We start from the raw sequence: 19,313 nt of genomic DNA, 5'->3' as shown, positions 1-19,313 counted from the left end.
TTGGCTAATTAGCTTAATTATTAATTTGCTAGTTTGAGTATGCTAGAGTTAGTCAGGTTCAGATATATAGTGCCATCTATTATCTAAGTATAATGCTCAAAATTTTGGTGATTGAAGACGACGAATTAATCCGGGAAACTCTTCTGCAACTCCTGGAATCTCACAGCTACCGGGTCATTGCGGCTGAAAACGGTCGAGCTGGGGTGCAGATGGCACTTTCGGAGATACCGGATTTAATTTTGTGCGACGTGCAGATGCCGGAACTCGACGGTTATGACGTGTTGCGGACTCTGCGGCAAAACTCGCTGGCTGCAACAATTCCATTTATTTTCCTCACGGCTCAAAGTGACAAAACCGATTTTCGCCGGGGGATGGAATTGGGGGCAGACGATTACTTGACAAAGCCGTTTACCAAGGCTGAATTGCTGGGAGCCATTGCTTCTCGCGTCTTGAAACGGCAAACTATTACTCAACCGCTAACAGTCGCACTTCACCAAGCAGAAGCCAGACTCAAAGATTTAGTTAACGACTCCACCAAGGTTACAACCCTCTCTCCTGAAAAGTTTGCTCTCGAAGCTTTGTTGCGCCACGCTTTGGCACAAGGTGAGTTTCAGGTATACTATCAGCCACAAGTGAATATTGCTACCGGTCAAGTTATCGGCGCCGAAGCTTTAGTCCGCTGGCAAAATCCCGATCGAGGAATAATTTCTCCCTGCGAATTTATTCCCTTAGCAGAAGAAACAGGTTTAATTATTCAGATTGGCGAGTGGGTACTGCTTTCAGCTTGCGCTCAAGCCGCTAGTTGGCTGGCGGCCGGGTTTTCGCCATTTACAATATCAGTAAACTTGTCGGCCCGGCAGTTGTCTGACCCGGAACTCAAGGCGCGAATCGTCCAAATATTGGAAACTACAGGTTTAGAGCCTGCTAATTTAGAATTAGAAATGACCGAAAGCGCTTTGGTGGAAAATGCGACAGTAGCAGGCGCTACTTTAAACCAACTAAAAGCTCTCGGAATTCGGATTGCTATTGACGACTTCGGTACTGGTTACGCTACTTTAGGATATCTTAAGCAATTTGCTTTTGACAGTTTAAAGATCGATCGAATTTTCGTCCGTAATGCCAACGAAGATACTCAAAATGCTGCTATTACTACAGCAGTAATTTTACTGGGTCACAGTTTGAATATGACTGTAATTGCTGAGGGAGTGGAAACAGAAGCAGAACTAGATTTTTTGAAACAACATCAGTGCGATATCATGCAGGGGTATCTGTTCAGCCGCCCCGAACCAGCAGCCATAATTGAAACTATGTTGGTTGCCGACCCTAGTTTGTTCGCGCCGCCCCCAGCAGCAGGGTCTGCTCGCGTTGTCCCTTTTGTACCTGTGTCCGAACCCGAAAAATCTAAAAACCTTTCCATGTCGGGTCTAGGAATAGTGTAAGTGTCACCAAGATTTCTGTAGAATAGAATAAAATTCTTTCTTTTATTTTCTATTTTCTGCATAAAAGTTGACGCTTCCTCATAAAAAGTTGTAGCTTTTGATGCTAGGCGAATCAAAGAAGAATATTGTTCCCCATATTGCTCTACTGCTTCCCCTTTTATGCGCTAGGCGCCCCTAATTGGACTATTTGAGAAAGTGTGGCGTCTTGAAATTGCGAGCTTTTATCAAGTGGCAGGAGGTAAACTCATTTAAGTTCCTACTTTGGGACTGGCAGTTTTAAGAACTGTCCAACTGGAATTGGTGCAAGCCTGTCATGGAAAGAATATTAGTGGTGGACGACGAAGCAGACTGTCAAACAGTCTTAGCAATGTACCTGGAAAGTCAAGGATATCGGGTGGAATGCGCTACTTCCGGGGTTGAGGCGCTCTCGATTTTTGAAAATGCCCCCCCAGATTTGGTAATTTCAGATGTCATGATGCCGGAAATGGACGGGTTTGAGTTTTGTCGCCGTTTGCGAACTACCCGTTTGGGACAGTTAGTCCCGTTTATATTTTTGTCGGGTCAAGGGGAGATTGAGTCAAAAGTTGAAGGTCATGCGATCGGCGCTGACGATTATCTGGTAAAACCTTTTCAGTCTGAAGAAATCTTAGCTAAGGTAAAAGCGCAGTTAGAGCGCTCTCACCGCATTCACGCCGAAATTGTCCGACTGCTTCAAACTTCTAGCGGTAGGGCGGTGGAACCACAATTTGTGGCAGTATTGCCAGCACCTGCACCTTTGCCTTTAACACCAGCCGAGGAAAGAGTTTTTTGGGAGGTTATCCAGGGTTATACTAACAAACAAATTAGCGATCGGCTGTTTATTAGCCCCCGCACTGTGCAAGCTCATTTAGGCAGCATTTTCAGCAAATTACAGTTAGAAAATCGTGCCCAGCTTGTGAGATTTGCCCTAGAAAGAGGATACAAACCACCTCAAACTTAGCTCGGATCTTAACTTAGGGTGCGCCAGCCAGTGGATTTTAGATTTTAGATTTTAGATTTTAGATTTTAGATTTATTCCACAGATTCATCTGGGAGCTAAAACTTTAGTCTAAAATTTTTCTCTTTCCACTACTTAAGTCTGAGGCTTCTATCCGTTTTTGGGCGGGAGCAAAAACTCCCGTAGCTGCCCAAAAAAATGGAGGCTGACGCACTCAGCAGGCAGATTATTCCAAATCCAAAACACAATAAGGAAAATTAGTTATCACACAAACCCCTGGCCCCAAATTCGTACCTCGCAAGTTGGCACGTCCCAAATCAGCCTGCCGCACGTTATTCGCCGCATCAATATTTGTCCCGGTCAATAGAGCATTAGGAAGCCTGGTATTTGACAAAATAGCAGCCTGCAAATTACTCTCGCGCACATCCGCGAAAGACATATTCGCTCCGCTTAAATTCGCACGATTCAAATTAACTCTAAACAGCAGCGAGCGCCTCAAATCGGCATTCGACAAATTAGCTTGCAACAGATAAGCTTCGGCAAGATTCGCATTAAAAAGTTTAGCAACGCGCAAATCAGCACTCGTCAGATTCGCTCGCGCCAAAAAAGCATTAGACAAATCCGCATTCCGCAGATTAGCACCCTCCAAGTCAGCTCCGTACATCTCCGCGTTGACTAAATTAGCATTAGACAAATTAGCATCACTTAAATCCGCTTCTACCAAATTAGCTTCATAGAGATTTGCTCCGCTTAAATCGGCTCCTCTTAAATTAGCTCTGTACAAGCTAGCATTGAACAAATCAGCATTTCTCAAGTCACAGCCCTCGCACTCTTTACTTTCCAGCAATTGCCTAACATGATCGGGATTTTGAGCTTTAACGGGAGCTGCCAGCCCCAACAAAGCTAAACTTGCCGTTACAGTTGCCAAGAGTTTAAGTTTCACAAACAAACCTCACTGCTACTTCAAATAAATTATACTAACCAACTATAGACTTTAAACCCATATCCTGCTCTCTTTTCTCTGCGCCCTCTGCGGTAAACCCTCAAAAAAATGATTCGCAGCCAAGGATATAGACCTGCTGACAGCAAGGCGGGCTTTGCCCGCCCTACTTAACTTAATTAAGCTTCATCTAAAGCAGCAACACCAGGCAATTCCTTACCTTCGAGCAGCTCCAAACTAGCACCGCCACCAGTAGAAATGTGGCTCATTTGTTCACCTAAATTCAACTGTTCCACAGCCGCCACCGAGTCACCACCACCGATAATTGTGGTAGTACCAGTTTTAGTAAGTTCAGCCAAAGAATGAGCAATACCTTCAGTTCCTACAGCAAACTTCTCCATCTCAAACACGCCCATCGGCCCGTTCCAGATGACAGTTTTGCAATCGGCCAAAGCATCTTGGAAAGTTTTTACTGAATCCGGGCCGATATCCAAACCCATCCAACCGTCGGGGATGCTTTCAACAGGGACAGTTTGAGTGTTAGCATCAGCAGCAAACTTGTCAGCAACTACCACATCAGTAGGTAACAGAAAAGCAACTCCCCGTTCCTTCGCCTTAGCTTCCAAAGACTTAGCCAATTCCAGCTTGTCATCTTCCACCAAAGACTTGCCAACGTTCAAGCCGCGAGCTTTGTAGAACGTGAAAACCATGCCACCGCCCAACAGCAGTTTGTCGCACTTTTCGAGCAGTTTTTCGATGACTCCAATCTTGCTGGAAACCTTAGAACCGCCGATTATAGCAGCTAAAGGACGCTGAGGATTGTCGATCGCACTGCCGAGATATTGCAGTTCCTTTTCCATCAAAAACCCAGCCACAGAAGGACTCAGATACTTAGTAACGCCCTCAGTAGAAGCGTGAGCCCGGTGAGCAGTACCAAAAGCATCATTGACATACAAATCGGCCACAGAAGCTAACTTCTTAGCAAATTCTGGGTCGTTTGCCTCCTCCTCTGGATAGAAGCGAACATTTTCCAGCAAAACCACATCGCCATCTTGCATCGCCGCGACTGTAGCAGCGACTTCATCACCGATGCAGTCGTCAGTCTTTTTGACCTCTTTGCCCAACAATTCCGACAGCCGTTTAGCAACCGGCGTCAAGCGCAACTTCTCTGTCACACCCTTGGGACGGCCGAAGTGGCTGCACAAAATCACCTTAGCGCCCTTGGACGCTAAATCTTGAATTGTCGGCAGAGCCGCCCGGATGCGAGTATCATCGGTGATATTGCCGTTGTCGAGCGGCACGTTAAAGTCCGCCCGCACCAGTACCCGTTTGCCCGATAAGTCCGATGCCGATAAATTTGCTACAGTTTTTTTTGTCACAGGATTAACCTCCTAATATGTGTGTTTTTGTCGAATTCCGTTGAAATGGCGGCACTGGTCACTTGCACTTGGGCCTCGGACGCATTCAACCGCGTCCGTACAAAAAACGGAAGATGAAACAAACGGCACTGATTGGCTCAACTTGACACTCTCCCACTATCAGGCAGGGAGATTCTTGGTTCAACGAAACCACTTAACCTAGAGTCCTTGCGTCATCTAGACCAGAGGTGGGATTCTCCCAAAGCGTTAATTCGGGTATGCCCTACCCTATTTGCATTGCTGCAAGTCCTGTTTGAGGAAAGAAACAAATTTGTTTCACAATACTGTTCGTCTAGCCCCTATAAATCCTTTACCCACTGCTAGGAAAAAACTAGAACAATGCAGTAGAACCGCATAGATTTAATTGTCAAGGTTCAGTGCTTTGCCGTTGGGCAGCCAGGTTTTGTAAGTGGTTGATTACCTTTGCCACTATAATTAGCACAGTACATTAAACAGGTGACAATGGCAAGAACCAAAGTATACAACTTACGGCTAACTGAAATGGAATGGGAGGAGTTAGTTGCTGATGCTGAATTGGAGCAAGTATGGCCTGCTGAGGTTCTCAGGGACTATATTAAAACATTGAATAAAAAGCCGTCCTAGAAGGACAGGGCTTTAAACCCAATTTCTTGGTAAACATTTTATCGGAGTCCGTACCGGGAGATGTGCGTTATGTTCAAGACTGTCTTATTTCCTGTAGATCAAAGCAGAGAAGCCCGCGAAGCCGCGGAAAAGGTTGTCAATATTGTGAAAACCTACGCTTCTCGTTTAGTTATTCTCTCGGTAGTCGAGCCCCCAGCCGAGGAGGCAGACGCCCCCGCGCGAGAGGTGATGACTTCCCCCGAAGCAGTCGCCAAACTTCTTTCTGAGGCCCAATCGATGTTTTCCCAGCAGGGAATTGAAGCTGAAATCATAGAACGGGAAGGCAAACCTGCTTTCACGATTTGCGATGTGGCTGACGAAATTGGGGCCGATTTGATTGTGATGGGCTGTCGGGGGATGGGTTTAACCGAGGATGGGGCGTCTGACAGCGTTACCAATCGGGTGATCAATCTGTCTCCTTGTGCAGTTTTGATTGTGCCTTAGTCAGTTGACAGTTGACAGTTGGCAGTTGACAGTTGACAGTTGACAACTAACCAATAACAACTGTCAATTAACAACTAACAACTCACAAAACAACTAACAACTAACAACTAATAACTAAGGAGCGCGAATTAAATAATTTACACAAGGAAAGTGGGGGGCCCCGCCCGCCCTTTCTGGGCGGGCGGGACGCCCATCCCACAAGAACCATCACGCATTGTAAGTTATTTAATTCTCATTCCTAACAACAGTCAACAGTCAACAGTCAACAGTCAACAGTCAACTAACTAATGAAAATTCACTGGTATCCCGGTCACATTGCCAAAGCTGAACGGGCATTAAAAGAACAGCTAAAGCGGGTAGATGTGGTGCTCGAAGTCCGAGATGCCCGCATTCCATTGGCTACTTATCACCCCCAAATGCCAAGTTGGGTGGGCGGCAAGCCGCGAGTCTTGGTGATCAACCGCATGGATATGATTACGCCTCGATCGCGCGAGGCGTGGGAAACATGGTTTGAGGCCCAGGGGGAAACTGCGTATTTTACTAATGCCGAGCACGGTCAAGGAGTAGACGCTGTGGCGGATGCGGTGCAGAATGCTGGGGTGCAGCTAAATAAAAGAAGGTTCGATCGAGGTATGCTGCCCCGTCCAGTCCGTGCAGTGGTGATGGGATTTCCCAATGTGGGAAAATCTGCTCTAATTAATCGGCTGTTAGGGCGGAGAGTGGTGGACAGTGCCCGCAGAGCTGGAGTAACTAAATCGCTCCGATGGATTCGCATTTCTGACGAAATTGAATTATTAGACGCGCCTGGAGTGATCCCAACCCGAATTAACAATCAAGAAAATGCCATAAAATTAGCTATTTGCGAAGATATTGGCGAAGCAGCTTACGACAATCAGGTAGTAGCAGCAGCGATGGTAGATTTGCTCCGAGGGCTGCAAGCGGCTGATGAGACTTTGATATCAATATCTGGTTTCAAATCCAGGTATAAATTAGATCCAGCCTCTAGTAATGGTGAAGATTATTTGCACGAGGTCGCAAAAGACAAGTATAAAGGAGATGTCGAACGAACGGCGCGGCAGATGTTAAACGATTTTAGAACTGGTGTTTTGGGTCAACTTACTTTGGAGTTGCCGCCGGCTTGAGCAGACTCGTAACCTACAACTAATCAGAAATGGTATTAAATAGGGATTTGCTGACGGTGATAATTTGAACTTCGTCTCCTATATGTAATATTTTTTCTCCTGCTTGAGGTGCGAGTCGCGTGTTAACTATCAGCCGACTAAAGTGATTTAAATGCCCTTTTTTTACCAAGTCAGGCATGATTTCCTTCTGCTTGGCTGTTAGTATATTTTTAAAATTTGGCTCGCCTGCTTTCGCCCCATACTTTCGCGTAGATAGGATACATGGCTGACCGGGATGAATAGCTTCAAATATTACTGTTCCTATTTTAAACCTCACAATTTCATCGGATTGTGAGAAAAGTTGGTCTTCCCAAAAAGCCGGGACATCTCCTATTTCAATATTAGCTCGCAAGCGATGGCGCATCTCATTAACGCAAACTCTCGGAAACCAAGATGCAACTTCGGCAATTGTTTCGGTACTGATAATGCTTGGCCCTGGTGCAGCGGTATTGTGGGGAAAACCAGTCAGCAAGTTTTCAATTAACTTGACGGGAAAACCGAAGTAGCTGCTCAACCAAGATTCTATTCCCAAGCGTTCTCTATCTACATGAAAAAATATTTCTTGTTCGGTGCCTTGAATTTTTAGGCCGGCAATTCTCTTTTTGATATCAAAGGATAAGCGTAGAAAACAGACTCCGCTGTTGTGCTTAGTGTTAACCAATTCTCCTGCTGCATCGCAGATTGCAAAAGAGCGATCGCCTTCTAGAGCTCCGCTGGCTAGAATAGTTGCTTGACTGACTGCTATGCCGTCAAGGGACTTGACCGGATAGATATGAATGCTGGCGACGTAGGACATTTCGAGCCATTGATAAATAATTGTCGTTTTAGATACATTCTAGCATCCCCTGCCGACAGAAGGATGACCGCAGTTGGCTTTACTAAATAAAATATGAATGAAATAAAAATGGGTCGCTTTTTTGAAGTTTGCATTGTGCCGGAGTACCTTGTAAAGAAAAATCAAAGAAGTCTGACTTAGCTGGTGGTAGATATTATGCTATAAAATAGAAAAAATTCAACAATTTAACCGAGTTATAAGCAATGACTGAAAGCGAAAAAAAAGGCATGATTTCGAGACGTAATTTAATGTTGAAGGCTGGTGCAGGGATGCTGGCGGCAAGCTTTGCACCTGCGTTTTTACAAGCTGAAGCAGCAAAGGCGGAGGCAATCTCTGAGCTTACTCCTAGCAGTGCTCTTAAGAAATTAATGGAGGGGAATCAACGCTACATGGAGCAAAAACGGACATTTCCCGACCAAGCTCGATCGCGAGTTGTAGAAGTAGCACAGGGTCAACATCCGTTTGCAACCATCCTGGCTTGTTCTGATTCGCGCGTTACTCCCGAAATTATTTTCGACCAAGGATTGGGGGATTTATTTGATATCCGAGTAGCTGGCAATTTTCTCGACGATGTGGTTCTCGGAAATATAGAATATGCCACCTTAGAATTAGGCGTACCACTATTAGTAATTCTGGGTCACGAACGCTGCGGTGCTGTCCAAGCAGCTTTAGATGGCAAAGCTGTGCCTGGTCACATTAGCACTTTGGTGGCTGCGATTAAACCCGCAGTTGATTCGACCAAAGGTCAAACAGGCGATGCGTGGGATAACGCAGTCAGAGCTAATGTGAAAATGAATGTAGATAAGTTACAATCCTCGTCGCCTATTTTAGCTGAAGCAGTCAAAGCGGGCAAGCTTAAAGTTGTTGGGGGCCGCTACGATTTGGATAGCGGCAAAGTAGAGATAATTGCTTGATTTTGCTGGTAATTTTCATAATTTGTAGGGTAGTGCCTTTCTTTGCCTACCCCTTGGGGAGCGAGGGGAAACCATCGGGGATTGCCCCTAAGAATTATTGGGTAACGATAAAGTAGATATGCAAGTTTAAAGTAAACCCATTTCTTGCAGTCCCCGGCGTAGGCGTTCTGCTTCAAATGGGCGACGCTGTTCGTGAAGGGCGATCGCTCTTTTGAATTCTGCTAAACTCTCTGGCATTTTGCCAATTTTTAACAGCGCTACTGCCAAGTTTTGATGAGCTTCCGCGTGTTCGGGATCGATTTTTATCGCTTGTCGGTAATAGGCGATCGCATCTGCTAAATTTCCGGCTGCCTTCAGCGTCAATCCCAAATTGTAGTGACCTACTCCAAAATTGGGGTCAATTTTTAAAGCTGCTTTGTAAGCTTTTTCGGCAGATTTCAAATCTCCTTCCTCTTTGAGCAAATTGCCCAAATTATTGTAAGCACCCAACTTGAGCGCGGGGAACACATCTGTATTAATTGCAGCTTGATAGTGTTCTTTTGCTTTAACAAATTGCTGCTGCTGGCGATATGCAATTCCCAAATGATAGTTCAGTTCGTAAAGAATAGATTCATTAATTGCCGCAGCAGTCAAGCCTTTGGTTAATAAATTAATTCCCCGCCCAATTTGCCCGCTTTCTACATACAGCGCACCTAATTTGCTACAAGCATAAGCATCGTTGGGATAATAAGCTATATAGCGTTCCATTGCTGCTTGAGCTTTTTGGAATTTACTTTTTGCGGCGATCGCATCTTTTTGATAACCAGAGTGCCAAATCGCCACATCGGGGAGAGAAGCTATTTTCCATTGTGGTTCCCTCTGCAAAATCTCAGCCACGCTGTCATCTACCATTGCGTGGTAAGGGCGAGAAAAGCGGATATCGAGGCGATTGCGAAACAAGCGCGACACTAGGGAATAGGGAGATTGAGAGGCACCGATTTCTTGGCGGATGAGATTGATTAGCAGCAGCCGATCGCTCGCAATTGCCTGCTTAATTTGAGGTAAAATCTCCGGTACCAAAACCTCATCGGCATCCAACACCAAAATCCAGTCGCCCTGGGCGTGCTTCAGACACTCGTTGCGCGCCACTGCGAAGTCGTCGCACCATTCAAAGTCATAAACCCTCGCGCCAAATTCTCGGGCAATTTCACGGGTGCGATCGCCCGATCCCGTATCCACCACCACCATTTCGTCAACAACACCCTTAACGCTGTCCAAAGTCCGCGACAGTGTTGCCTCTTCATTCTTCACAATCATGCACAGAGTCAGATCCATCGGGCGCAAACTTTCCTCATTTCACAGAAACATTGTAATTTTTTTCACCACCAAAACACAAAAAGTCCCAGAAAAGATTCTCCTATTTCCCTTTTGCTTTGAGCATAAGTACCTTTCTTCGCTAGAAAAAGTCGGTTAACTCTTTTGACATATTAAAAAGCCTCAAACTCGGACGATTCATGATAAATCCTACCACTTTCGGTTCATCCCTGCGGTAGAGGTAAAGGCTCGATAGCGGTTGTTATTCTAAGAACATAAGACAAGGGACGAGAAAAGTTTAAGTATTCAGGAGAAAAAGACATGGGCAATATTATTGCTTGGATTGTTCTAGGACTCATTGCTGGTGCGATCGCCAAAGCCATTTATCCGGGAACTCAAGGTGGCGGTTTTCTGGCAACAACAGGTTTAGGAATTTTGGGCGCCCTAGTGGGAGGTTATCTAGGTAATATGTTCCTTGGGGGGAGCGGCGGAGCTTCTGTCGGAGCATTGACTCTACCCAGCATAGCTTTTGCAGTTGTAGGTGCGATCGTTCTACTTTTCATCTGGGGATTGTTAACTCAGCGTGCAGCATAATAAATATTGCCAATTTCCAGTCGATCGACTTTTAGGGTATTCATAAACCCGGTTTCTTGAAGAAACCGGGTTTTTCAGTTGTGGGTAGGATGCGTCAATCGATTGCGCGATTTTAGATTTTAGAGGCGACCCCAGGGATAAATGCTCTTTCTTGAGGATTTTCGATTTTCGATTTGGGATTGATTCCACGGATAAATCACGTGGCGGGTACCACCTTTGAAATTCGCTTGTCAGCCTACTTTTACCAAATCCGCGTTAAAAACCCCGATCGGACTCAGCGCTTGCAACGGTTCAAGAACCAAATTTTTTTCGTCCTAACAGAGGGGGACTGAAGAACAAAGGGGTAAAAATCCCGGACTTGGTATTAACTAATCAATCCGCAAATTGAAAGGCAAGCGAACATAAACCCCCTGCGGGTCGTTCATCGACTTGATCACAGCCAAGTCATCTTGCATTTTCTTAAATTCTGCCGTTAGCGGGTCGAGTTTGGCGGCTGGTTTCAAAACGTGAACGCCTGAAATTCTTGCCAAAATTCGCTCCTCCAAAGTGCGGCGTTTGGGATATTCTTCCAACTTCCAATCGTCGCCGAGTTTAGCTTGCTTAGCAGCCTCTCTGACAGCATCTTCAAGCCCGCCAATTTCATCGACCAAACCCAACTCTTTCGCGGCCGTACCAGACCACACCCTGCCTTGAGCAATTTCTTGTACCTTGTTTTTCGGCAGTTTGCGGGAGTTGGCGACTTTAGTAACAAATCGATCGTAAATGCGATCGACTACCCTCTGAATATTCGCCAATTCTTGAGGATTTTTCGGGCGGGAAACCGTTTTAGTATCCGCAAAGCGGGCGGTTTTCACCACGTCCCAAGTCAGGCCGTTGTTAGCAGCCAACTTTTCGGCGTTAAACAGCATTCCAAAAACGCCTATCGAACCGGTAATCGTATTGGGTTCGGCAAAAATGCGGTTGGAACCCATCGAAATCCAATAGCCGCCGGAAGCTGCTAAATTGCCCATCGAAACGATAACTGGTTTCTTTTTGCCTGTCAGCATAACTTCGCGTCCAATTACTTCGGCCGCCGTCGCACTACCTCCGGGACTGTTGACGCGCAAAACCACTGCTTTTACGTCGTTATCTTCTCGGATTTTCCGCATTTCTTGAGCGATGCGATCGCCTCCTACTTGAGTCGGGCCCCCTTCGCCGTTTACAATCTCTCCCTCGGCGTAAAGTATAGCAATTTGGTTTTTCTTGTTAGCGCGAGTTGAGTTTTTATCCTCAGCAACTCTTGCGTAATTTTTCAAACTAATTTGCTTGAAAGATTTGTTTTCGCCATCGGTTCCTGTGAGTTTTTTGAGTTCTGTCGATATTTCGTCAAAATATACAACTTTATCAACTAACTTGCTTTTGAGAGCTTCGTCAGCCATCAAAGTTCCGCCCTTATCTGCAAGTGCTTGCAGTTGCGGAACAGTCACTTTGCGACTCGGGGCGACAGTTTGCAGGTATTCTCCCCACATATCTCCGAGCAACTTTTGAGTTTGCTGGCGATTTTCGGGACTCATTTTTGTGAGCAAAAACGGCTCAACGGCTGACTTGTATTTGCCGACGCGAGTCACTTGCACTCCCACGCCGTATTTCTCCAAAGCACCCGTAAAAAACATTGCCTGACTGCTAAAACCGTTGATTTCCAAAGCGCCGTAAGGATTGACTGCAATTGTATTAGCAACAGAACCGAGGTAATAATCTCGCTCATTCCAGTCCATCTGGTAAGCAAAAATGGGTTTTTTGGCATCTCGGAAACGCTGCAAGGCCGATCGTACTTCTTTGAGATTCGCAAACCCGCTGCTGCTGGAATCCGAGCTGCCTTCGAGATAAATACCAACGATTTTCGGGTCTTTTTTCGCATATTCGATCGTGTCTAAAACAGTCCGCAGCGTCACTGTATCGCCGGAATCTTCCGAAAGCACTTCTTCAATCGCCGCGCTAGTGCTACGGCTCGGTTTGCTGTCGGTGATATTTAAAGAAAGGTCTAATACCAATACAGACTTATCTTTAACTTGCGGGCCTGAATCTTTAGACGACGATGCCGCCATAGCAATTAGCAGTACCAGTCCCCCCAATCCGATGCTGCCCAGCAGCAGCAGTCCTAGGAAGGTTCCCAGTAAACTTGCACAGGTATATTTTAGGAAATCTTTCATTAGATAAGTGGTAATTAGTTATTAGTCAATAGTCAATAGTCATTAGTCATTAGTTATAGCAAATCCGGTGATAGCGGAATAATACCGAGCGTGGGAGCTGGTCGCTCGCACTGCACTCGGAAAAATATTATTCTGATGCCAGCGGAAACGATATTATGGGTAATTCCTGCAACTAGGACTAAGCAATTATCCGCTGTCGTTAGTTATTAGCTAATGACTTTTGACTGCTGACTAATGACTTTTGACTGCTGACTCTCTTTTATCTTAACCTTTCCAAAACCCCAGAATGTTTTAACTCATCCAAATTAGCGCAGCCCGTACAGAACATCACGGTAGCGATTTCTGCAATTAAGACCTCAGCGAGGAGGGCTGCGGCTGATTCCGATTCCGCTGCAGCTTGCAGAAACGGCCGCGCCAGTCCCGCAATATCCGCGCCAAGAGCGATAGCCTTCGCTGCATCCAACCCATTCTGCAAGCCTCCAGAGGCAATCAGAGGAACATCCGGCGCTACCGCGCGGGTGCTGACAATGCACTCGGCTGTCGGTATTCCCCAGTCGGCAAAGGTTGCGCCCAACCTGCGCTGCTTGCCATCTTTAGCTCGTTCTCCTTCTATTTTCGCCCAAGAAGTGCCTCCGGCCCCGGCAATGTCGATCGCACCTACCCCAGCGGCGAGCAATTTCTTTGCCATTTTTCCTGAAATACCGTTGCCGACTTCTTTCGCAATAACTGGTACTGGTAATTTATCGCACAATTTGGCAATTTTATCTAGCAGTCCTTTAAAGTTAGTATCACCTTCGGTTTGAACGCACTCTTGCAGCGGATTTAGGTGCAAAATTAATGCGTCTGCTTCTAAAATTTCAACAATTTTTTGGCACTCTTCCAAACCGTAATTGTAGTTTAATTGAACCGCTCCGATATTGGCAAATAGCAGAATATCTGGAGCCCGCCGCCGGACTGCAAATGTAGGAGCGAGTTGAGGATTTTCTACAACAATTCGCTGGGAACCGACTCCCATTGCCAGTTTGTATTCTTGAGCGACATCGGCGAGGCGATAATTGATTGTCTGGGCTAATTCTGTGCCGCCAGTCATTGAGGAAATTAGCAGGGGAACGGCTAGTTTTTTGCCGAGAAATGTGGAGGTTAAATCAATTTCAGTGCGATCGAGTTCTGGCAAACAGCAGTGTTCAAAACGGTAGCGTTCTAGGCCGCTGGTAGTTTCGCGAAATTGTACGTCTTCTTCGAGGCAAATCCGCAGGTGGTCTGCTTTGCGGGTTTCGGTTTGCGAGGGGGAGGTTAGCGGCAAGTTCACAGTTGCTATTTGGGGAAAGAGTTTTGAGTTGGGAATATAGCAATTTTATTTCATTTTTGAGATTTTTTTAGGAACCGCAGAGAGCGCAGAGGGCCCTGAGGAGAAGAAAAGAGAGATGTGCGTAAATCCTGCCAGGGTTGCTGTATTATCCAGGAACAGTTAGCGGCATTCCGTTATCTGAAGGTTTTAACTTGAGTAAAAAAGGAACTGCTTTTTGCACCCATGCTTTGACTGATGTGTAACTTGCCGCTTCTTCTCCGAAACAAATTTCCAGCATATCCGTGTGAATGATCCCCGGATTCAAAGGAACTGCTGCCATACCTGCGGGCAATTCTTGAGCGAGCGAGCGTGTAAGTCCTTCTATTGCCCACTTGGAAGCGCAATAGGGCGCGACTTCCGGCGAAGTTGACCTTCCCCAACCCGAACTAAAGTTGACAATTATGCCGCTTTCTCGAGCAATCATTGCCGGGACAAAGTGACGAATTACATTAGCCGTACCTTTAATATTAACATCAATTACCTGGGAAAATTCTTCGTTGCTGACCCTCCAAAGAGGCGCGAGATGATTAGCTATACCTGCATTATTAATTAGCAAATTTGGCGACTCATTTTTTGCCAGGATTTCGGTTGCCCAAGCTTTTACTTGCTCGTCGTTGGTGACATCCAAACAAGTAAAATGGTGGGGTACACTATATTTTTGGTTGAGTTTTTCCACGGCTTCTGAAGAACGGGCGCATCCCACAACTGTATGTCCCAATTCAATAAACTTTTCGGTCATGGCAAGACCGAGACCGCGACTGACTCCGGTAATTACAATTAATTTTGTCATAGATTTGCTCCAAGTTTGACATTAAGTAATACAATACATATTGACAGGTGAATTGACAAATTGAGCGCAGGGAGAAAGCATGAAAGTAAAAGCAGCAGTTGCTCGCAGTGCCGGCAAACCTTTGAGCATTGAAACGGTTGATCTAGATGGGCCGCGGGCTGGAGAGGTGCTGGTGGAAATTAAAGCCACGGGTGTTTGTCACACTGACGCTTACACTCTTTCCGGTGCCGATCCTGAAGGTTTGTTTCCTGCTATCTTAGGCCACGAGGGAGCCGGAATTGTCGCAGAAGTTGGGCCGGGAGTCACGAGTGTCAAAGTGGGCGATCGGGTAATTCCTCTCTACATTCCTGAATGCCGCAACTGCGAATATTGTTTGAGCAAAAAAACCAATCTCTGTCAAGCAATTCGCGTGACTCAAGGCCAGGGAGTGATGCCCGACGGCACGAGCAGGTTTTCCATAGACGGGCAGAAACTTTACCATTACATGGGAACTTCTACCTTTGCTAATTATACAGTATTGCCGGAAATTGCAGTAGCAAAAATTCGCGAAGATGCTCCTTTTGATAAAGTTTGTTTAATCGGCTGCGGCGTAACAACTGGCATCGGCGCTGTCATTAATACTGCGAAAGTAGAGCCTGGTTCTAATGTGGTAGTTTTCGGTTTAGGCGGCGTGGGTTTGAATGTAATTCAAGCAGCTCGTATGGTGGGAGCTAACATGATTGTCGGCGTAGACTTGAATCCAGACAAGCGAGAGATGGCGGAAAAATTCGGCATGACTCACTTTGTCAATCCCCGCGAAGTGGAAGGTGATTTAGTGCCTTATTTAGTAGATTTAACCAAAGGTGGAGCTGATTACAGTTTTGAATGTATCGGCAACATTAATGTGATGCGCCAAGCTTTAGAATGCTGCCACAAAGGTTGGGGTGTGAGCGTAATTGTTGGGGTAGCGGGAGCCGGTCAAGAAATTAGTACCCGCCCGTTTCAGCTAGTAACTGGTAGGGTTTGGAAAGGGACGGCTTTTGGCGGCGCAAAAGGCAGAACTGATGTTCCTAAAATTGTTGATTGGTACATGGACGGTAAAATTGATATTGATAGTTTGGTATCTCAGGTAATGCCGATAGACAAAATCAATGAAGCTTTTGATTTAATGCACAAAGGCGAAGTAATTCGCACAGTATTGACCTTTTGAGTTTGTGAAGGAAGAAGTTCGGCAACGGATTTTGTAACGGATGTGACGGATAGAACAAAGCTTAATCCCCAATTCCCAATTATGCTCTCTGAATCCCTAAAACTGCACAAAGAATATAAAAGTTTCGGTGGTAAACTCGGCTTTTACAGCCATCAATCCTCAAGCTGCAACAGCGAGATGAAATTCGCTGTTTATCAGCCGCCACAAGCTTTATCTCAACCCGTACCAGTTTTGTATTTTCTATCAGGTTTAACCTGCACGGAAGAGAACTTTATGGCAAAAGCGGGGGCGCAACAATTTGCGGCAAAATACGGGTTAATGCTGGTAGCACCAGACACTAGCCCGCGCAATACTGGAATTCCTGGCGAAGATGACGATTGGGATTTAGGAAGTGGTGCCGGTTTTTATGTTGATGCGACAGCCGCACCTTGGAATTCTCACTATCAAATGTACAGTTATGTGGTTGATGAATTGCCGAATTTAATCGCCGAAAATTTTCCAGCGATACCGGAAAAACAGGGAATTTTCGGTCATTCGATGGGCGGACACGGGGCTTTAATTTGCGCTTTGAAAAATGAATATCGCTATCTTTCAGTTTCCGCTTTTGCGCCTATTTCCGCGCCAATGCGCTGCCCTTGGGGACAAAAAATATTCGGACACTACCTCGGTGGCGACAAAGAGATGTGGAATGCTTGGGATGCTAGCGAATTGGTACTTGAGGCGCAATACAACCGTCCGATTCTGATTGACTGCGGCACTGCTGATTCGTATCTGGCTGACGGGCAGTTGTTGCCGGAAGTGTTCGCGGAAGCTTGTGCAAAAGCGGGACAGCCGCTAACTTTAAGGATGCAGGAAGGTTACGATCACAGCTATTATTTTATAGCTAGTTTTATGGAGGAGCACATTCGGCATCACGCGGCTGTTTTGTGCGGGTAAGTAATATCAAATCCGGTTACATCTTACATCTTCGCCATTCTCAATAACAGGCTTTCCGGCCTGTTCCACAAAAAGTGAATTTGTTGTGGGTGGGCATCCTGTACTCCCATAAAAGGCTTATTGAAAATGGTGCAACATTTCAGTTACAGCCGAATGATACAAACGAGTATTTTTGCACTATGTATGGGGTAAGGTGCGCACTGCGCACCCTACAATCTGAGTAAGTTCGCTTCTACGAGCACAGGTATTTTCGGTTAATTAAGATTAATCGGAAATACCCATTCTTTATAATTGCTGTCGCGATTTTCGATAATCTCCGTCAGTTTGTCCAAAATCTTTTCGGTGATGGGTCGATTTTTGGGCAAGTGATAGTTTTCCACTCGCTTAATTGGGGTAATTTTTGCTGCGGTTCCGCAGAGGAAAATCTCGTCTGCAATAAACAATTCTGATTTATCAACTGGTCTTTCAGTGACTTCAATTCCTAAGTCTCTAGCGATAGTTATAACGCTGTCTCTGGTAATTCCTTCGAGAATATCTTGCTCGAAACCTGGAGTAACTAATTTACCGTTTCTGGCGACAAATATGTTCATCCCTGAAGCTTCGCTGACTTTTCCCTGAGTATTCATCATAATTGCTTCGTCGAAGCCGGATTGTACTGCTTCTGTTTTAGCTAAAGCTGAGGTAATGTAGGCGCCGCTAATTTTACCTCTTAAAGGCAAACTGCGGTCTTCTTGGCGGTACCAAGAGCTAATTCTACAGTTGACTCCTTCTTTGGGCAAATAGTCTGATAGTTCTAATCCGTAGACAAAAAAGTCTGTTTCTACGTTGTGGAGTCGCGGGGCAATTCCTAAACTTGATGTGTAGATAAAAGGGCGGATATAAAATGATTTTGTTGGTTGGTTTTTCTGGACAAAATCAATGATTATTTGTTGGATTTTGCTGGCTGGTAAATCGCAGTGAAGGAAGCTGGCACTTTGACTTAATCTTTGACAGTGGCGGTCTAATCTAAATAGCAATATTCGATCGGCATTTTGGGGGTCGGGTATTCCCCGCAACCCGCCTAAGACTCCGGTTCCGTAGTGCAGTGCGTGGGTGGCTATGGAAATTTTGGCGTCGGTAAAAGGGAGAAATTGGTTTTGAAAGTAGGCAATTGGTAGAAAACTATCCATGATTCAAGCTGGCGATGAGTTGGGCAGTCCGCTAGGAAAGCTGAATTTGGTTATATTACCATAAGTTATACCATTTGAGATTTGAAATTGAAAATGGCTGATTTGATAAGGGTTTGAAGCTTGCTTACAGTTGGATTTTTTTAGACTGGTATTATTCTTTTGTTGTGATATCGATTGATAAAATAATATCAAAAGCCGTCTATTAGGTTGATAATTGTTTGGGGAAAGAGTGCGCTCCTCTTCGAGGGCTTCGCTAACGACTACAAACAAAAATCCACCAAGGGGCAACTATGGCACGTAAATGTTTCATCATCGAAATGGGGATGGGGGTAGACCAGCACGGGCAGGAACCGACTGTAGCCTGTGCAAGGGCTGTACGGAATGCGATCGCCCATAATGCTCTCCTAGGCGTTTGGGAAGTGGCGGGTTTGACTGACCCCAATCAGATGATTGTTGAGGTAAAGGTGGCTGTTCCTTACCCGGAACAAGTGCGGGAACAGGAGGTGTTGGCGGTGCTGCCTTTTGGCAGCAAAACTCTGATTGTGGAGCAAGGAGGCATGATTGTGGCAGGAAGGGCGATCGCCTCTCTGAATGATAAAAATGACGAAATGCTAATCGCTGTGGCGGCTGTGAGTGTTTTTGTGGAAACTGAGGGCTAATTAATTTTGTGTAGTTTGAATAAATCGCCCGATCGCACTTGCTTGTTTGGGCGATCGGGCGATCGAACGCCTGTCTGTTAAAAAATGATTAATTTAGACTAATTTGTAAGGTGTCCCGGAGATATGGCCTGAAATATCGTAGAAAATCTGAGGCACGCGATAACTTAGTCTGTTCAACGGTAAGGTTTATTTGCGCCTACCTAATTAATTTTGAAGTTTTAATGGATAATTTTTAATTGTTCAGGCGACCGGGTATGTAAGCAATCCAGCAAAACCCTACGATTAATAACAGCCACGTCGCTGTAATATTGCTGCCCAACAAACTGCGGAGAAAATCTTCCATTGTTCTCAAAAATT

General features: G+C 45.6%; 17 protein-coding genes. 9 read left to right on the top strand and 8 right to left on the bottom strand.

Going from position 1 to position 19,313, the window contains the following annotated elements; translation table 11 throughout:
- Nucleotides 1-92: 92 nt before the first annotated feature.
- On the top strand, nucleotides 93-1,439 hold the full coding sequence (locus tag QUB77_RS01145) for an EAL domain-containing response regulator (protein ID WP_333169741.1): 1,347 nt from the start codon (nucleotides 93-95) through the stop codon (nucleotides 1,437-1,439).
- Nucleotides 1,440-1,752: 313 nt separating this feature from the next.
- Nucleotides 1,753-2,418 carry a response regulator gene (locus QUB77_RS01140; protein ID WP_333169739.1) on the top strand — a complete coding sequence of 222 codons (666 nt, stop codon included), beginning with the start codon at nucleotides 1,753-1,755 and terminating at the stop codon, nucleotides 2,416-2,418.
- Nucleotides 2,419-2,641: 223 nt separating this feature from the next.
- Here the strand turns inward: QUB77_RS01140 and QUB77_RS01135 are convergent, their stop codons facing one another.
- The gene (locus QUB77_RS01135; protein WP_333169735.1) at nucleotides 2,642-3,358 is read right to left on the bottom strand and encodes a pentapeptide repeat-containing protein; all 717 of its coding nucleotides are present in this window, start codon (nucleotides 3,356-3,358) and stop codon (nucleotides 2,642-2,644) included.
- A 176-nt stretch (nucleotides 3,359-3,534) separates the two neighbouring features.
- Entirely contained in the window at nucleotides 3,535-4,734 is a 1,200-nt protein-coding gene (locus QUB77_RS01130) for a phosphoglycerate kinase (RefSeq protein ID WP_333169732.1), read from the bottom strand.
- Between the two features lie 711 nt (nucleotides 4,735-5,445).
- Here QUB77_RS01130 and QUB77_RS01125 point away from each other — a divergent pair.
- Nucleotides 5,446-5,859: a universal stress protein gene (locus QUB77_RS01125; RefSeq protein ID WP_333169729.1), complete on the top strand. Its 414-nt coding sequence runs from the start codon at nucleotides 5,446-5,448 to the stop codon at nucleotides 5,857-5,859.
- 287 nt (nucleotides 5,860-6,146) lie between these two features.
- The gene (ylqF, locus tag QUB77_RS01120; protein ID WP_333169726.1) at nucleotides 6,147-7,001 is read left to right on the top strand and encodes a ribosome biogenesis GTPase YlqF; all 855 of its coding nucleotides are present in this window, start codon (nucleotides 6,147-6,149) and stop codon (nucleotides 6,999-7,001) included.
- Between the two features lie 19 nt (nucleotides 7,002-7,020).
- On the opposite strand, the gene QUB77_RS01115 is transcribed toward ylqF, so the two are convergent.
- The gene (locus QUB77_RS01115) at nucleotides 7,021-7,836 is read right to left on the bottom strand and encodes an MOSC N-terminal beta barrel domain-containing protein (RefSeq protein ID WP_333169723.1); all 816 of its coding nucleotides are present in this window, start codon (nucleotides 7,834-7,836) and stop codon (nucleotides 7,021-7,023) included.
- Nucleotides 7,837-8,078: 242 nt separating this feature from the next.
- On the opposite strand from QUB77_RS01115, the gene QUB77_RS01110 reads away from it, so the two are divergent.
- Nucleotides 8,079-8,789 carry a carbonic anhydrase gene (locus tag QUB77_RS01110; RefSeq protein ID WP_333169720.1) on the top strand — a complete coding sequence of 237 codons (711 nt, stop codon included), beginning with the start codon at nucleotides 8,079-8,081 and terminating at the stop codon, nucleotides 8,787-8,789.
- Nucleotides 8,790-8,915: 126 nt separating this feature from the next.
- On the opposite strand, the gene QUB77_RS01105 is transcribed toward QUB77_RS01110, so the two are convergent.
- A complete protein-coding gene (locus QUB77_RS01105) occupies nucleotides 8,916-10,103 on the bottom strand; it encodes a tetratricopeptide repeat protein (protein ID WP_333169718.1) in 1,188 nt (395 codons plus the stop codon).
- Between the two features lie 300 nt (nucleotides 10,104-10,403).
- On the opposite strand from QUB77_RS01105, the gene QUB77_RS01100 reads away from it, so the two are divergent.
- Nucleotides 10,404-10,676 (top strand): GlsB/YeaQ/YmgE family stress response membrane protein, encoded by a 273-nt coding sequence (locus tag QUB77_RS01100; RefSeq protein WP_333169716.1) that lies wholly within the window; start codon nucleotides 10,404-10,406, stop codon nucleotides 10,674-10,676.
- Between the two features lie 368 nt (nucleotides 10,677-11,044).
- Here the strand turns inward: QUB77_RS01100 and sppA are convergent, their stop codons facing one another.
- From sppA to QUB77_RS01085, 3 genes are all read right to left on the bottom strand, one after another.
- Nucleotides 11,045-12,865, bottom strand: a complete 1,821-nt coding sequence (sppA, locus tag QUB77_RS01095; protein WP_333169714.1) for a signal peptide peptidase SppA — start codon at nucleotides 12,863-12,865, stop codon at nucleotides 11,045-11,047.
- A gap of 259 nt (nucleotides 12,866-13,124) precedes the next feature.
- Nucleotides 13,125-14,174, bottom strand: a complete 1,050-nt coding sequence (gene fni, locus QUB77_RS01090; protein ID WP_333169711.1) for a type 2 isopentenyl-diphosphate Delta-isomerase — start codon at nucleotides 14,172-14,174, stop codon at nucleotides 13,125-13,127.
- A 145-nt stretch (nucleotides 14,175-14,319) separates the two neighbouring features.
- Nucleotides 14,320-15,003: an SDR family oxidoreductase gene (locus QUB77_RS01085; RefSeq protein ID WP_333169710.1), complete on the bottom strand. Its 684-nt coding sequence runs from the start codon at nucleotides 15,001-15,003 to the stop codon at nucleotides 14,320-14,322.
- 79 nt (nucleotides 15,004-15,082) lie between these two features.
- Between QUB77_RS01085 and QUB77_RS01080 the strand changes: the two genes are divergently transcribed.
- Nucleotides 15,083-16,192: an S-(hydroxymethyl)glutathione dehydrogenase/class III alcohol dehydrogenase gene (locus QUB77_RS01080; RefSeq protein WP_333169709.1), complete on the top strand. Its 1,110-nt coding sequence runs from the start codon at nucleotides 15,083-15,085 to the stop codon at nucleotides 16,190-16,192.
- Nucleotides 16,193-16,273: 81 nt separating this feature from the next.
- Complete coding sequence (gene fghA / locus QUB77_RS01075; RefSeq protein ID WP_333169707.1) at nucleotides 16,274-17,128, top strand: S-formylglutathione hydrolase; 855 nt, start codon at nucleotides 16,274-16,276, stop codon at nucleotides 17,126-17,128.
- Between the two features lie 254 nt (nucleotides 17,129-17,382).
- On the opposite strand, the gene QUB77_RS01070 is transcribed toward fghA, so the two are convergent.
- Nucleotides 17,383-18,297 (bottom strand): branched-chain amino acid transaminase, encoded by a 915-nt coding sequence (locus QUB77_RS01070; RefSeq protein WP_333169706.1) that lies wholly within the window; start codon nucleotides 18,295-18,297, stop codon nucleotides 17,383-17,385.
- Between the two features lie 290 nt (nucleotides 18,298-18,587).
- On the opposite strand from QUB77_RS01070, the gene QUB77_RS01065 reads away from it, so the two are divergent.
- The gene (locus tag QUB77_RS01065) at nucleotides 18,588-18,956 is read left to right on the top strand and encodes a Lin0512 family protein (protein WP_333169703.1); all 369 of its coding nucleotides are present in this window, start codon (nucleotides 18,588-18,590) and stop codon (nucleotides 18,954-18,956) included.
- Nucleotides 18,957-19,313: the final 357 nt, after the last annotated feature.

Source organism: Microcoleus sp. AT9b-C3 (genome assembly GCF_036705485.1).
GTDB lineage: Bacteria > Cyanobacteriota > Cyanobacteriia > Cyanobacteriales > Microcoleaceae > Microcoleus.
Note: the sequence above shows the minus strand (reverse complement) of the source record. Positions and strands in the feature narration are given on the sequence as shown.

Bases quoted from the DNA above. Each gene is read 5' to 3' on its own strand.
- QUB77_RS01080 (WP_333169709.1), top strand. From the start codon at position 15,083: ATGAAAGTAAAAGCAGCAGTTGCTCGCAGTGCCGGCAAACCTTTGAGC.
- QUB77_RS01065 (WP_333169703.1), top strand. From the start codon at position 18,588: ATGGCACGTAAATGTTTCATCATCGAAATGGGGATGGGGGTAGACCAG.
- QUB77_RS01070 (WP_333169706.1), bottom strand. From the start codon at position 18,297: ATGGATAGTTTTCTACCAATTGCCTACTTTCAAAACCAATTTCTCCCT.
- QUB77_RS01110 (WP_333169720.1), top strand. From the start codon at position 8,079: ATGACTGAAAGCGAAAAAAAAGGCATGATTTCGAGACGTAATTTAATG.
- sppA (WP_333169714.1), bottom strand. From the start codon at position 12,865: ATGAAAGATTTCCTAAAATATACCTGTGCAAGTTTACTGGGAACCTTC.
- QUB77_RS01140 (WP_333169739.1), top strand. From the start codon at position 1,753: ATGGAAAGAATATTAGTGGTGGACGACGAAGCAGACTGTCAAACAGTC.
- ylqF (WP_333169726.1), top strand. From the start codon at position 6,147: ATGAAAATTCACTGGTATCCCGGTCACATTGCCAAAGCTGAACGGGCA.
- QUB77_RS01145 (WP_333169741.1), top strand. From the start codon at position 93: ATGCTCAAAATTTTGGTGATTGAAGACGACGAATTAATCCGGGAAACT.
- QUB77_RS01125 (WP_333169729.1), top strand. From the start codon at position 5,446: ATGTTCAAGACTGTCTTATTTCCTGTAGATCAAAGCAGAGAAGCCCGC.
- QUB77_RS01105 (WP_333169718.1), bottom strand. From the start codon at position 10,103: ATGGATCTGACTCTGTGCATGATTGTGAAGAATGAAGAGGCAACACTG.
- QUB77_RS01115 (WP_333169723.1), bottom strand. From the start codon at position 7,836: ATGTCCTACGTCGCCAGCATTCATATCTATCCGGTCAAGTCCCTTGAC.
- QUB77_RS01100 (WP_333169716.1), top strand. From the start codon at position 10,404: ATGGGCAATATTATTGCTTGGATTGTTCTAGGACTCATTGCTGGTGCG.
- QUB77_RS01085 (WP_333169710.1), bottom strand. From the start codon at position 15,003: ATGACAAAATTAATTGTAATTACCGGAGTCAGTCGCGGTCTCGGTCTT.
- fghA (WP_333169707.1), top strand. From the start codon at position 16,274: ATGCTCTCTGAATCCCTAAAACTGCACAAAGAATATAAAAGTTTCGGT.